11 protein-coding genes are annotated in these 13,988 nt (G+C 38.9%); all 11 read right to left on the reverse strand.

The window, feature by feature from the left end; genetic code table 11:
• Positions 1 to 21 precede the first annotated feature (21 nt).
• Positions 22 to 2,388: an endonuclease MutS2 gene (locus tag C5Z26_RS04055; protein ID WP_105448712.1), complete on the reverse strand. Its 2,367-nt coding sequence runs from the start codon at positions 2,386 to 2,388 to the stop codon at positions 22 to 24.
• 56 nt (positions 2,389 to 2,444) lie between these two features.
• Positions 2,445 to 2,696: a cell division protein ZapA gene (gene zapA / locus C5Z26_RS04060; protein ID WP_105448713.1), complete on the reverse strand. Its 252-nt coding sequence runs from the start codon at positions 2,694 to 2,696 to the stop codon at positions 2,445 to 2,447.
• 172 nt (positions 2,697 to 2,868) lie between these two features.
• The gene (locus C5Z26_RS04065; RefSeq protein ID WP_105448714.1) at positions 2,869 to 3,927 is read right to left on the reverse strand and encodes a WxLIP family cell surface protein; all 1,059 of its coding nucleotides are present in this window, start codon (positions 3,925 to 3,927) and stop codon (positions 2,869 to 2,871) included.
• Positions 3,928 to 3,974: 47 nt separating this feature from the next.
• The gene (locus C5Z26_RS04070; RefSeq protein WP_105448715.1) at positions 3,975 to 4,595 is read right to left on the reverse strand and encodes a WxL domain-containing protein; all 621 of its coding nucleotides are present in this window, start codon (positions 4,593 to 4,595) and stop codon (positions 3,975 to 3,977) included.
• A 32-nt stretch (positions 4,596 to 4,627) separates the two neighbouring features.
• The gene (locus C5Z26_RS04075) at positions 4,628 to 6,985 is read right to left on the reverse strand and encodes a hypothetical protein (RefSeq protein ID WP_105448716.1); all 2,358 of its coding nucleotides are present in this window, start codon (positions 6,983 to 6,985) and stop codon (positions 4,628 to 4,630) included.
• Between the two features lie 42 nt (positions 6,986 to 7,027).
• Positions 7,028 to 8,122 (reverse strand): polysaccharide pyruvyl transferase family protein, encoded by a 1,095-nt coding sequence (locus C5Z26_RS04080; protein ID WP_105448717.1) that lies wholly within the window; start codon positions 8,120 to 8,122, stop codon positions 7,028 to 7,030.
• Positions 8,107 to 9,504 (reverse strand): lipopolysaccharide biosynthesis protein, encoded by a 1,398-nt coding sequence (locus C5Z26_RS04085; protein ID WP_158682796.1) that lies wholly within the window; start codon positions 9,502 to 9,504, stop codon positions 8,107 to 8,109. The genes C5Z26_RS04080 and C5Z26_RS04085 overlap by 16 nt, the downstream gene beginning before the upstream one ends.
• Before the next feature lie 59 nt (positions 9,505 to 9,563).
• Positions 9,564 to 10,556, reverse strand: coding sequence for a glycosyltransferase family 2 protein (locus C5Z26_RS04090; protein ID WP_158682798.1), 993 nt, complete (start codon positions 10,554 to 10,556; stop codon positions 9,564 to 9,566).
• 22 nt (positions 10,557 to 10,578) lie between these two features.
• The gene (locus C5Z26_RS04095; RefSeq protein ID WP_105448720.1) at positions 10,579 to 11,751 is read right to left on the reverse strand and encodes an EpsG family protein; all 1,173 of its coding nucleotides are present in this window, start codon (positions 11,749 to 11,751) and stop codon (positions 10,579 to 10,581) included.
• Positions 11,752 to 12,918, reverse strand: coding sequence for a glycosyltransferase (locus C5Z26_RS04100; RefSeq protein WP_105448721.1), 1,167 nt, complete (start codon positions 12,916 to 12,918; stop codon positions 11,752 to 11,754).
• The gene (locus C5Z26_RS04105; RefSeq protein ID WP_105448722.1) at positions 12,915 to 13,940 is read right to left on the reverse strand and encodes a Stealth CR1 domain-containing protein; all 1,026 of its coding nucleotides are present in this window, start codon (positions 13,938 to 13,940) and stop codon (positions 12,915 to 12,917) included. The genes C5Z26_RS04100 and C5Z26_RS04105 overlap by 4 nt, the downstream gene beginning before the upstream one ends.
• Positions 13,941 to 13,988: the final 48 nt, after the last annotated feature.

The following is a 13,988-nucleotide window of genomic DNA, read 5'->3' on the forward strand; positions in this document are numbered from 1 at the left end:
AACAACTAATTTGCCTACAATCTATTTAAAATTAACTTCAGTCGCCCCATTGCCACCGTGGTTCGGCGCAGCAAAGTGGAATGACTTCACTTGACGGTTAGTTTGTAAATAGTCAGTAATTCCTTGTCGTAAAGCCCCGGTCCCTTTACCATGCACAATCGTGACAGCAGGATAGCCTGCTAACAAGGCGGCATCAATATAGCGATCGACTTGCGTCATTGCATCTTCATATCGTACGCCTCGTAAATCAAGGTTGGGTGCCACATGACTGGCATTAGCACTTTGAACCGTTGCCCGGGCCCGCTTCGGTTCGGCTTCCGGCTTGACCTTTTCTAAATCAGCCACTGAGATCTTCATTTTAAGAATTCCCAGTTGAACTTCCCAAGCTTTGGCCCCCATTGACCGTACTAAGACCCCACGTTGCCCGTATGACTTAACTAACACATCGTCGCCTTGATGGAAATCTTGTTTCGCTTTTTCATGTCGCAAGACCCGATTCTTTTTAAGCTTCGGTTGTTGCTCCAGCGCATTTAAGGCTCCCTTCGCATCAATCAGCTCATTTTCTTTGATCGTCGCTGTCCCACTAGCTAATTGCTTTTTACGCAGGTCGCTAATGATTGCATCCGCTTGCGTCTTACTCTTTTCAACGATTGCATTCGCTTGGGCCTTGGCAGCCTCAACCAATTGGTCTTTTCGTTGCTCATAGGCATTGAACTCACTCTTTAATTGCTTATGCAGCTTATCTGCGTCAGCTAGGTCAGTTGTAAGCCGCAACTGTTCATCTTCAACCTGTTTGCGCTTAGCAACTAAGTCAGCAATCATCGCATTCAAGTCTTGGCTATCCGTATCTGTTAATGACCGGGCCTGCGCAACAATACTAGCTGGAATCCCTAATCGTTGGGCAATATCGAGGGCATTACTCCGCCCAGGAATCCCCACCAATAACCGATAAGTTGGCTTCAACGTGGCTTCATCAAATTCCATACTGGCATTGATCGTATCCGGCCGATTAAAGCCGTACGCTTTTAATTCCGGATAATGGGTCGTGGCAACTACTTGAGTATCTTTAGCGCCAATGGCATCCAGAATGGCAATGGCTAAAGCAGCCCCTTCTTGGGGATCGGTCCCGGCTCCCAATTCATCGACTAAGACCAAGCTACGGTCATCGATTTGAGCTAGGAAGCTTTCGATATTTTCCATATGGGATGAAAAAGTACTTAAGTTTTGTTCAATCGACTGCTCATCACCAATATCGGCAAAGATTTCATCGTAAATGCCAATCCGACTCCCTTCATCCGCAGGGATAAACAGGCCAGATTGCCCCATCAATTGTAAGAGCCCCAACGTTTTCAATGTGATTGTCTTCCCACCAGTATTGGGTCCGGTAATGACAATTGCTTGATAATCCGTCCCCAACGTGATGTCGTTAGCCACGACCTTCTTTTGATCAATCAACGGATGCCGAGCTTGACGTAAGAAGACTTCATTTTTGCTAGAAACTTGCGGTTCAGTCGCATGCATCGCATGGGCATACCGGGCCTTCGCATTGATAAAATCAAAATGACCCAGAATTTCTGCATTGGCTAAAATTTCCGTCTGATAAGGTGCAATCAAGTTGGATAATTCTTCTAAGATACGCTGTTCTTCTTGTTTTTCAGCAACTTGATTCTGGCGTAACCGGTCATTTAGCGCCATCACGGCCTGTGGTTCGATGAACAAGGTCTGTCCACTGGCACTTTGATCATGGACAATCCCCCCAAAACGGCTGCGATTTTCAGCCTTAACGGGAATTACATAGCGATCATTACGAATGGTGATGATTGGATCACTGAGATACTTGGAATCCTTACCCCGGGTATACTGTTCCATTTTGGCCCGAATCTCAGCTGCCGTCTTACTGATATGCCCCCGAATACTGCTTAACTCCGGTGACGCTGAATCAGTGATGTGGCCGTCACCTTCGATGGCATTCGCCAATTGTTTCGTCACGGCTGGTAAAGTGACCAGTGCTTGGACTTCATCAAACAAACGGCGGACGCCATTCTCTGGGGCTTCCGCTAAGAGCTCCTCAAAAAAACGCGTAATGGCTTGCGTCGTTTTTAAGACCCGCCCAATTTGACCGAGTTCACTCCCATTTAACGTCGCACCAATGGCTAAACGCTTCATATGGGGGGTAATATCCGCTAACCGCGCAATCGGAATACCACCTTTAAGCCGGTAAACTTCGGCCCCATCGTTGGTTTCATCTAAAGCCAATTGAACAGCGTCTAAATCAGTCATTGGCTGTAACTCGTTTAATTCTTTTTGACCAGCAGCCGAAACCACGTAAGGTAATAGCTGCTGTTTAACTTGTTGGTATTCTAAGGTGGTTAATACTTTGGAATTCAATGTAAATCCCCTCTCATTGTACGACTTACCTAAATGGCAAAAAAAAGACGATGCAGTTATTCATTGGCATCATCCGCTTGCATCTTTAATAATTCTGCTTGTTTATCCACCTGATCTGAAATCGCATTGAAAGCGAGTAACGTCGCAATCTCTTGGTCAGACAGGTCGGGGGCTAACTTCTTTAATTGTTCAATTTGGTCGTTCATCATCCGCGTCACCGTTTGCATGTGACGGTCGGATGCGCTGCCGATGATCGTATAAGTGTGACCATCAATCTCGGCTTTGAAACGCCGCTTGTTCGCAGTCATCAACATCCAGCTCCTTATTCAATAACACATACTTTGCAATATAAGTATATTTTAGCATGAATGCCGTGGTTATGCGACCTTTGGGCCTAAACTCACCATTAACTTAATCAGACCATCAAAAAAGCCATTGCCAGTAATCAAACATTGATTACCAACAATGACCAAACTTAACTTATTCGTGTTTTTTAGCCGCACGCTTCGATCGTCGGCGACCCAAGTAATATGCTAATAGGACCAATAAAATAATGAGTAAGAGCAGCCCAATGAGCAACCACCACCAGAAATGGGTGGTATTTTGCAAATTCCGGTTGGCGTGTTGCGCTTGCGCAGCTGTAATCGTAAAGTTCCGATTAAAAACCCAGCTTTGAGTCCCTGACTTCGCTACTAAGTGCAATCGATACTTACCAGCCTTTAATCGCTGCTGCTTCGTATTGATTTTATAATCAAAGTCGGAATCCGGCGCCATTCCTAAATCATTTTGGCGGGACGTATAAACAGTTTTGCCAGTTCGCGTCATCACTTTACTATTAATCGCTAATTTTTGAATGAGTTGCGGGGCAGTGTTAGCCAAATTAACTAACACCGCTGGACTAAACTTTGCCTGACTATCCGTCCCCGTTGTAATCTTGGTTAACTTCAGCTGTGGCGCAACCACATCAGCCACATCTTCACGCAACACAATGCCAAGCGCTAATGCATACTGATTGTGAATCCGAAAGCCCTTTTTGTTGGTCGCTTTTCCCGTTGATTTTGCAGTATTGACCACATAGAGTGCCCCTTCTAACATGCCTTTAAACGCCACTTGCGGAACGTGGTATGTTAGCTTAATCAGCCGTTTTTCATGCGCCTGAAGCGTCACCTGTTGTGGCACTTGAAAAAGGGTCTTCAATTGATACGGCACCGTCGTTTGTTGCGCAGTTAAGTTCGTCGTGTCATAGGCCTCTGAACCACTTTCGGTCGTGTAACCACTGTTCACCGCTAACTTGAGCGTCAACGGTTGATTCGTCAAGTTAGTCGCCAACACCTTTAACGTCCCTTGCTCGTTTGGCTTAACTTGCAAATCAAAATACGACACCCGCTTTTGCTTTAACTGATGGCGATCACGTACCATCTGGAGCGTAAAACCAGCTCCCGTGTCGGCTTTCGCTAATAACGGGACACTTAGTAACCAAAAACTCAACGTTATTAGCCACCAACTGGCTAACTTAAAAATCCACTTTTTCCTACCCATATTATTCGTGGCCCCTAGTCTCTCCTAAGTTAAATTAATGATTCGCTTTATGGTGTGGTCGTTGATGCGGTATTACTCAAGGTCCAAGTAATCGTGGCATCATAAGTGCCGGCATTCACACTAGACGCTTGATCCAATGCTAAAGTACTCGTGTCAGCGGTAGTAGCCGTAGCGGCACCAATCCCACCAGTTTTAGCACTCGTATTATCCCAAACTTCAGCCGCGGCGGTCCCAATGGTCTTCGCATCAATCCCGTTGCTAGCGGAATAAGTGATGGCACCATTGACAGATGTACTGCCGTTCTTAAATGGACTGATGGCTGCTTGGACGTTCCAGTCTGGGGTAGTGGCCCCACGATAGTCACTCACCGTTAGTTCAGCGGTTTTGGCGCCAACAACCGTCCCACTTGTTGCGGTAGCCGGATTAGCGACCCCAGCGCCAGTATAGGCTAACGTTGGATTAGTCGTCATGACCGTCTTAACATCCGTATTCGCAAATTCAAAATCTGGGACACTAGTCAATTCTAGTTGACCGGCATCGACCGTAAATTCACCAACTGAATTGCCTGCAGTAACAGCGGCAGTATCAGCGGCTTGCGCTGGTATAACATAAACCGCACTTAGCCCTAACGTCGCAACTAACCCTAAAACAAGTTGCATCTTCTTCATGAAATTACCTCCAATATAATTTTTTAATCACGCTAATCATCCGTGGTGGTCAAATCATAATTCAGGGTCCAACGTAGTGGCACTTGGTACGTATGCCCCCGTTGAATATTCGCTGAACTGCGATTTGCATCAACTTGCATTGCCAACGTTAATTGGGTACTGGTGGTTGGCGTGGTCGTCTTAGATAGTAAGTCAGTTGAATCATCATTAAGACTCATCTCCTTTGAAGTCGCTGTATCTCCGATTTGATACTGATAAGTCATAATCGAATTATCCGCGACTGGCAAGGCGCCATCGGCCAAAGTTTGATTCAAGTCAGCATCGGCTTGTAAACTTAGGCTCACTGGTACTTGCCAATCATTCGTTAAAGTCACGGTTTGTTGCCCGCTATAGATTAGCGCTTGATCAGTGACTTCGTTTAACTTAAAGACATTTGGAATGGTTGCTTTGACTTGCCCCGTGGTCACAACTTTTAAAGTCGTCGTAGGGTAAGTCGTCGCATTGGTTTTCAAGAAATCAGCAACATCGCTGGCCTCAATTTGATCTCCGTTAGTCATCGTTTTCGGTAAGACCACTAATTTAACTTGATTCGTCTGTGCTAACGTCGCATAAATGGCTTTGGTTAGTTGCGTGGCATGTGCGGTAGGATCAACCGCACTGCTCTCGGTCACTTGGTCATCAGTTGCGGCTAACGCCGACTTAAAACCGGTTAAGTCTTTGACCGCACCAAGTTCAAAGGTATTAGTCGTTTGCGTTATATCATAGTTATCACTCGCTAACGGTGCGGCTTGCCAAGTTGAACTGTCATTTAATTGATAGAACAACTGATAGTCCGCTTTGTTAGTCGTGACGGTGGTTTTTAACTTAAGTGGTTTAGTCGCCGTCACGGTCCGCGTATCCGTTGCAGTACCGCCACCAGCGGTTGTTTTCCCGGTGGTATCAGCACTCGTCCCGTCCCCCTGATACGCTGTCACCGTCTTTAGTTTCGGGACTCGGACCTGATTAGGGTCAAGTTGATCAATCACATCACTCGAAATATGGGCCACATCAAAGCTACTAGCCATGACCCGCGCCGGTAACATGTTATTTTCAACCAACACATTTTTTCCTGAAATAACATTGCCATAGAAGTATTGGCTCGACCCAACGTTTGAGACCTTGATACTCGCATTGGGTGCCATGATACTGCCAGTAAATAAGTTATTGCTATCGCCTTGATCAGCCGTGAGATAGTTATCGCCGGTCGTCGTCGCATTTGGAAAGTTATTAAGAATATGACTTGAGAGTAATTGGTTAACCGTCGCCTTGGTGCCATCAGAATTCGTGACAGTATCGTTTTGATTGTTAGTAATCACCTTGCCTGTCGTGTCAGTCACGCTAAATTCGTAAGCGCTTCCCCAACTGAACGGCATACTCGTCGTCACCCCTGTCCAATTGACAAAGATGTACGGCGCATACCGGTATGTGGCATAAGCTTGGTCGTCACCGCTGGCACTGCTAGCAGTATCCGTTGCCATATTTTTAATGTTGATTTTGACAGAGCTCGGTTTACCAGAAAAGTTTAAGAAGACCATCGGTGGTTCCGTATCAAAGACACTTTTATAATTGTCGGCTAACGTTATCGTCACACTCGGACTACTGCCACTCAGATCACTATTGGCAGTGACTCCAGTGACGCCCCCATTGGCAATCGTCGCTTGCTTAGTTGTAAAAGAATTATAATAGGAAGAAATACGTTTAATTTGAGCGGCCGCAGCCTTAAAATAATTGGTAGCGTCCGTCGCATCAGCGTCCAACGTCAGGCTGGCACCATCATTTTCTTGGGCATAGTCGGCCAACATGGAAGCTTGATTGTCTTTAAAATAGGTCACATCGCCAACGTTGGCCGCCGCTAAGTGACTAATCAAGGTTTGATAACTTGTCTTTTGACTACTTGTCCAAACATCAGCGGCTTGATGCCGTAGATTATTCGCCACAACCGTATCATCAGTGGCTAACTTGCCAGCATGATTCAAAATATCAAACATATTTTGTCCCTGCGACTTTAACGTACTATCAGTGGCATCATAAGGAATCTCATTGGCAACATACACGGGTGAAAATTGTGACAATTTATTCCACTCAATCCCATTATTATCAATGCCACCATCACGTTCCACAATCTGATTAGCCGCATAGCGCCCCTCTAGCGTCGATATTGGACTCCCACCAATCGTCAGCTTGCCAGCTGCAAAAGCGTTATAGTACGACCCCACACCGAAAACATAATTGCCAACTGACGAATCCGGAAATGGTAACGTGTCGGCTTTAGCTGACAGCTGGCAAAAAACACCACTAAATAGACTAATCAACGCTAAGAGCATAACTGCTAGTTGTTGTCTTTTTTTCATAAGTCCCCACACTTCTGATTGGTTGGAAAATAGTGTTTATAGTTATTTATTTTTTAATACACTCTTCAAATCGTCAAAATGTTGCTTAGCTAAGTCATGTAATTCCTTCAGCTTGATTTGATCAATTTCTGAAAAGGTCATTTCTTCCAACGCAGACTGCCTTTGTGACGCTCTTAAATCTGTATAGACCTGCTCAACATTCCAAGTTTTGATAAAATTAATAATTTTATCGCTGTATGCTAAAACATGTACTGGTTTCCCATATAGCCAACTTAAAATCATGGCATGGTATCGAGTAGCTATCACCGATTCAGCAAATTCAAATTCCTGTAAGGTCGATGAGATATCTTCATAATTAACCACTGAAACGGCCTCATTATTACCAAAATTATTAACTTTCAAACTAGTAGCTGCCTCTAAATCACCATCTTTAACATTTACAGATAACAGGTGTACATCCATACCTAGCTCTAATTGAATACTGATAAACGTTTTTAGTCTATTAAAATACGACTTGACCAGTTCATCGCTAAAACTATTCACTTTTAAATTCATGACATTAACCAGCACATATTGATTATTGAATGGGTTAATATCTTTATTATCTACATCGAGCCCTAATACGACATCTGGCAGTAATTTTTGTTGAACATCTTTATGTTTAAAAAGTTGAAATGACGTTTTATCTCGCCACGTAACTCCCTCTACTGAAGAAAGAAAGTCTTCATACGAACGCATAAAGGTTTCACTGCTGTATGGTCCAAAATTACTGCCAATCACAAAGGTGTGTAAACTAATGGCTTGATTAAACCTGCGATACTTCAATAGATTTGCTGAACCTGCTGTCTCTATAAATATTGAACCACCTAGTAATACAAAAACATCATTCCGTTTAAAAAACAGGCAATATAAATGCGCTAATAATTTTGTTGGTAAAAATAAGGTTAGTTTTTTTATCAGTGCGTTCTTAACGACTTTGATATTGGTCATTTTTTCATAATACTCATGAAAATCAGGACTACTATAATTTAAAATTCTAAATTCAATATTGGGAATCATTTGTGTTAGGACAAGTAAAAATAAATCATCCCCAATATTTTGGACAAAGTAGCCGCTTATACTTATTTTTTTCTCCATATCAACCCTCGTACAATTCCATAACAACTAATAAGTAGTTTTCGATTTAAGACCAACATCACGCTAAACGAAATGACAAATAAAACAGATTGAATCATCCCAGTAGTTAGATACAACGTCATAATTTGGAATACCAAAATCAAGTGTCCTTTAATTAACAATGGATAATTTACAACAATTTTGATAATCTTTTTTGTATCGTGTAAACGAATGATAGCGATCGCTAAAAAGGCAATCATGGATCCCACTGCTGCACCAATAGTGCCAAAAAAAGGGACCAGTGCAAAATTTAAAATAACATTAAAGATAGCCCCTAAAACAGTGGTGTAAAAAATTCCTCGTGTAGCAAAAGCTGCAATATAAGTGGTCCCCAAGAAAGATGACAGACTGATATACATCACTGCCATTGCCAGCCAAGGAACAATTGTCCAGGCTGAAAAATAGCTTGGTGAAGCAATTATCCTTAGGATGACTTTATCAAAAACAATCAGGCTAGAAACCCCTACCAATAGTACTTGGATAATCAAATTAAAGACTATTGAATAATATTGACTGTTGTCCTTACTTTTATATTCTTCAACTGCCGACATTTGCCACGCCTGCATAAAAATTGTATATAACATCGTTATTAATGATGGAATTTTATTAGCAACTGCATACAGACCATTTGCTGCTACCCCAACAAAAGAAACTACAAATAACCGACTTGAGGCGCTAGCTAGCCACCACGATAATGTATTAGGAATTAGTGGAATACTAAATGCCAACATTATTTTGATGAAAGCTGGACTAAAGGCGCTAATTCTTATATATCTCCATGCTCTTAAAGCATTAAAAAGATAAATAAAGCCTATTAATTGAGCAATAATCATTGAGGCCAAGTAACCCATCAAACCAAAATGATAGACAAAGAGTAATAGCACATTAGAGATGACAGTTCCAAGCGTAATTATAATCCCAGTCATCGCAAAAATTTTAACATGCCCAATTGAACGACTAAATTCCTGTAACATAGCAGTAATAGCCCCCAAAAATGTTAAGGTTAAAACAACCGATATGTATGGAATATTATGGAATAGTGGGCTAATTAATAACACAATTAGCAAACTAATTAATGACACCGCAAAGCCGTTGGTCAATACCTTATGCGGATCATTACTCTTTTCCATTGTGAATCTAAAAACAGCATCTGAAATAGATAGTGTAATAATTGGTATTAATAGATTTACAATAGTTGTAATTAAATCTGAAGACCCGAATTCTGCAGTTGTAAGTGTTCTCGTATAAAACGGTACCATAATAAAATTTAGTAACTTGCTTCCTAGGTTACTAATAGCAAACAGCATCGAGTTTCCAAGTAAACGTTTTCCTCTAGTATTCATATTCAATCCCATCGTTACATTATAAAATGTATTTTAAACACACCTATCAAAATAAGTAATCAAACTTTTACCAATGTACTGTTTTTAGCTAGTGTTTCATCAAACTTTTTTCTTTTACCGATTAATAACCTTATCATTGGATATAACTCAAATAAAAATAACCACGCTAAAAATTTTCGTCGTTTTGGTAAGGTATTAAACAACATTTTTTTAATTGATATGTTCTGCCTTAAAAATTTTCGTAATTCAATCAATTCGTTATTATCTTTACTTTGAATGACCGCCTGAAAGGAATCACTAAGCCACGTTATAAGGACCATTTCCTGATACCAATCTGCAGCATCTTCTTTTGAACAATATTTTGTCAAAATGATTTTTAGCCTAGTCAAAAACTTTTTATTATTGTCAACAATGTTATATTCTACTTTATGAGTAACAGACGCTAAGTTCTGTCGATATAAATAATACGAAACTTCAGAAACATAGATACGTTTTGCCACTAAAAAGGCCTCAGCATTGAATAACATATCTTCTCCAACCTTTACACCAATCGGAAATTCTATTTTATGATCTTGTAACATTTTCAAACGATATATTTTTGAAAATGGCGCAGGGATACATTCTCTACTAGGAATTATCTTCAGAATCTGTTTAACTAAATTTTTTTTGTCGTTTGCTGTTGAGTATTCTGAGTTCTTCTGGCCTAAAGCAAATGAGATAATATCATAGGAATCTATTGTATCCAGTCGATCGATAATTGCTTGAAAAACTGCTACTTCAAACAAATCATCCGAATCTAAAAATGCAACATAGGGGGTCTTACATATTTTCAAGCCGAAATTCCGTGCATAACTAACACCTCTATGCTGATTAAAAATAACTTTTGCTTTTAAGTTTCTAGCAATGTGACTAAGATCCTTACGTGCCTCCAATGAAGACCCGTCATCCACAAAAATGATTTGAATTGATTTTAGTTTTTTTAATCTATCAGTTAATTCAGGCAAATATTTTTCACTATTATATGTTGGAATAATCAAAGTCAGTTTTTCCAAGTTAAATAACCTCCGCATACATCTACTTGGACCAAATGGGGTTTAGCAAAATGTCTTTTAATGGCTCCAACAATGGTGGAAAACTTGCATAATGCACAATAATTAGATTTAAAACACTAAGCATTATTATTGAAACAGGAATAAGTAGTTCCCACCAATATAATTTTTTTCTTAAAAAACTAACTTTACTTAAGATAATTACAGACGTTGGAATGGTAAATTGAACAATTCTACTAAACACACTAAAATCAATCAATAACATGTTGAAAATAACTATTATTAATAAATAATTCAATATTGGTAGAAAATTAGCCTGTCGTTTCAATTCAATAATAGTAATCAGTATTACAATCAATATAATAAAATATAATAAATTATCAATTTTTCTTAAATCAGTACTACTACGTGTATAAACCAAAAAATCATTGAAATAATTTACTATCATTTTTATAATTCGATTATATTCAATCATACTTACCACTACAGCTAATGCGATCACTCCTTGCGCAACCTTTTTATCATGTTTATTTGTAGAAAACATCAAAGATATAATCCTTAAAAACAAGAAAATGAATGCCGCTGGATGAAAGCTGGCTGCTAATATATAAAACCAAAAATAACGTAGTTTAAAACCATTATGAATTTCAAAATAGGTCGTAATCATTAATACTGAAAGCGATAGGTACCATCGAAAGCCGCTAATAACAAGATAAGGTTGAAGACTGATAAAGATTGCTATCATCCACAGAAAATATTTCAACCAATCATGTGACTTACTCTCTAAATAATTTTTCTTCATGACAACTAACCGGCTAGCATAAGTAATAACCAAAGTAGTTGCACTTAGAACACGATAACTTGAATACTTTGAAACAAAATATAGAACGATTCCAGATCCAGGCCATTCTGAAGCATTCAATCCCTGAACAGAAAATGGGGCGGAATAGAGCTTATACAGATAGTCAAATACATTGGCTGCATTAATCGTCTGCATATAAGCCATGTATCGAGACATATCGTCAACTTCGCGAGGGGCATAAAAGAAACTGATATACCCTAATAAAAGAATAAATATTATTATTATTAATTGATGACCTTTATTATATAAAAAAGAAACTGGAGCGCTAATTAACAATCCTAATAATGGGCACACCAATCCTATTAAAAAAACCGACGCTCCCAATAATAGCTCCACTTATTTTTCCTCTTTTCCTTCAATCAATTTTATATACTGATTAACAATATTACGATTACTAATAAAGCCCAAATTTGGCCGATAATTTGAGTCAGTTTTATAGTCAATAAAAAATTTTATTTGTTTTGAAAAATCCGCTTCAATCTGATTAAAATCTGTCTCATCATTTCTAAAATCAAATCTTTGTGTCAAAACACCATTGGGCAATTGCACCGGATAATGCGCTTTATCATTATAGTTTGTGTCTTTCCCCTGTGATAATATCTCTCTAGGGCCACTAAAAATATCAGCAGATATTACTGGTAATTTACTTTTAACGGCTTCAACCAAGGCTCCTGGAAATCCTTCAAACCAGGATAAGCTTACATACAGATCACACTGTTCCATCCAAGTTAGAACATTATTTCGACTACCAATAACATGCACATAATCTTGCATACCATTCTGATTAATATACTTTTTGATATTGCGACTATCTGGACCCTCACCAATCAGAATTAAATGAATATTTTCATGTTTTAAAAATTTGAATCCATGTACTAAATTCATTTGTCCTTTGGGCGTTGTTATCCGTCCAACATTAAGAACTATCTTGCCATTGCCCTTAGTTATACGATCAATTAACATTTTATCTTCTAGTTTTAAACTTGGTTGTTTTTCATTCTTGGCCAGCGGATTATAAATAACTTGAATGTTTTTCAAACTAAAATTTTCGACTAAATCTGCTTTAATTCCATCAGAGACTGCAACTATACTATCGGCCTTTGGATATATATGCTTAATACCAGCTTGATAGATAAATTTCTTTATTTTACTTTTCTCAATTTCATTATCAAACGATTTAGTACTATGCTCTGTAATAATCCGTCGAACACGTTTAGGTGTTAATATGATATTCAGTAGATTATCAATAATTCCAAAACTAATTACTACTGAAAACCGATTACTTGTTAATACCCTTTTTAAATCAAAAAATTTTCCTATTTTTTTACCCTTTAAGTGGACAACTTGCACTGCATGCGTATCAACTCTAATTGGCAGTTTATTATTCACTAGAATTAGCGTAATTTCATAGTACGGTTTTAACAGACCGATTAATTCAGACGCTACATGTGGCATTCCTCCCCAATAAAATTGAGGAATTAAAAATGCTATTTTTTTCTTCATAGTTCACCCTTTTCAAAATTAGAAACATCGGGAAAACGTTTTTTAAACATTGATAAGATAGCATCCAAATTAGCATCAGTTGCCGTTTGAACATCGTTAATATTGACTAATTTGACCTTACCAGTTTTAAATAATAACCGTTTTGCTTTTTCAGGATTATCTGTATTGGCCGTTTGACCAAAATACATACTTCTAGGTTGCGCATGATTTAAAATAATTTGATAGTAACGAACAAACTGAATCGAGTAATCATCTGATGTTCTAAATCGCTGTAAAAAAGTATGACTCAACTCAGGCTCTAGCATATCAGCTGCCGCTTTCATATCAGTCTTTGTAAATGAATATGCCGTATGCGCATCATACAATCGAGTGAATCTTGGAAAAACACTAAAGAAAACATTCAATAAAAAGATAGACAATCCTTGTCGTAACGAGAAAAATTTCTGCCACTCAGCCTTTAAAATCTCTTTTTTATTAACCAACTGATTCACTTTCATCGTATTGTTAACCAAACTATAATCATAAGATTCCACCGGCATTATGACCGACTGACCGATAGTATCTTTCACTGCACCCTTTGCCGTGAAAAAATCATTTTTTGAAACTGGGCGATTGATGAAGAAATCATCATTAAAATAGACAAAATGCTCAACTAAACCCGGTATTTTATATAAGTTCCAATCAATCGTGTTCGAATCAAAGGTTGGCAAATAACGTTTATTAATAATCGTTGCATGATCAATTATTTCAATCTTAGGATTATTTAAATTCAAAAAATCTGGCACCTGACTATCAGTCACAACGTATATTTTATGAACCCAACTTGCATTCGCTTCAACTGCACGAAACCAATATTTAAACAACCCAAAATCTCGATATCGACTCTGCGAATCTTCATCATCTTTACTTGCTTTTGTAATGTGTTCAAGTTGTTCATATTTAGCTCTTTTTTGTTGCCAATTAGAATCATTGTCGTTAACCCAAGTTACAACAAAGTCAACAGGAAATTTAATAGAATCCATAATAGTCCCTTCGCATAAAAATCATTAATTATCAACAATATAAATTTT

The sequence above is a fragment of the Lactobacillus sp. CBA3606 genome (assembly GCF_002970935.1).
Taxonomy (GTDB): domain Bacteria; phylum Bacillota; class Bacilli; order Lactobacillales; family Lactobacillaceae; genus Lactiplantibacillus.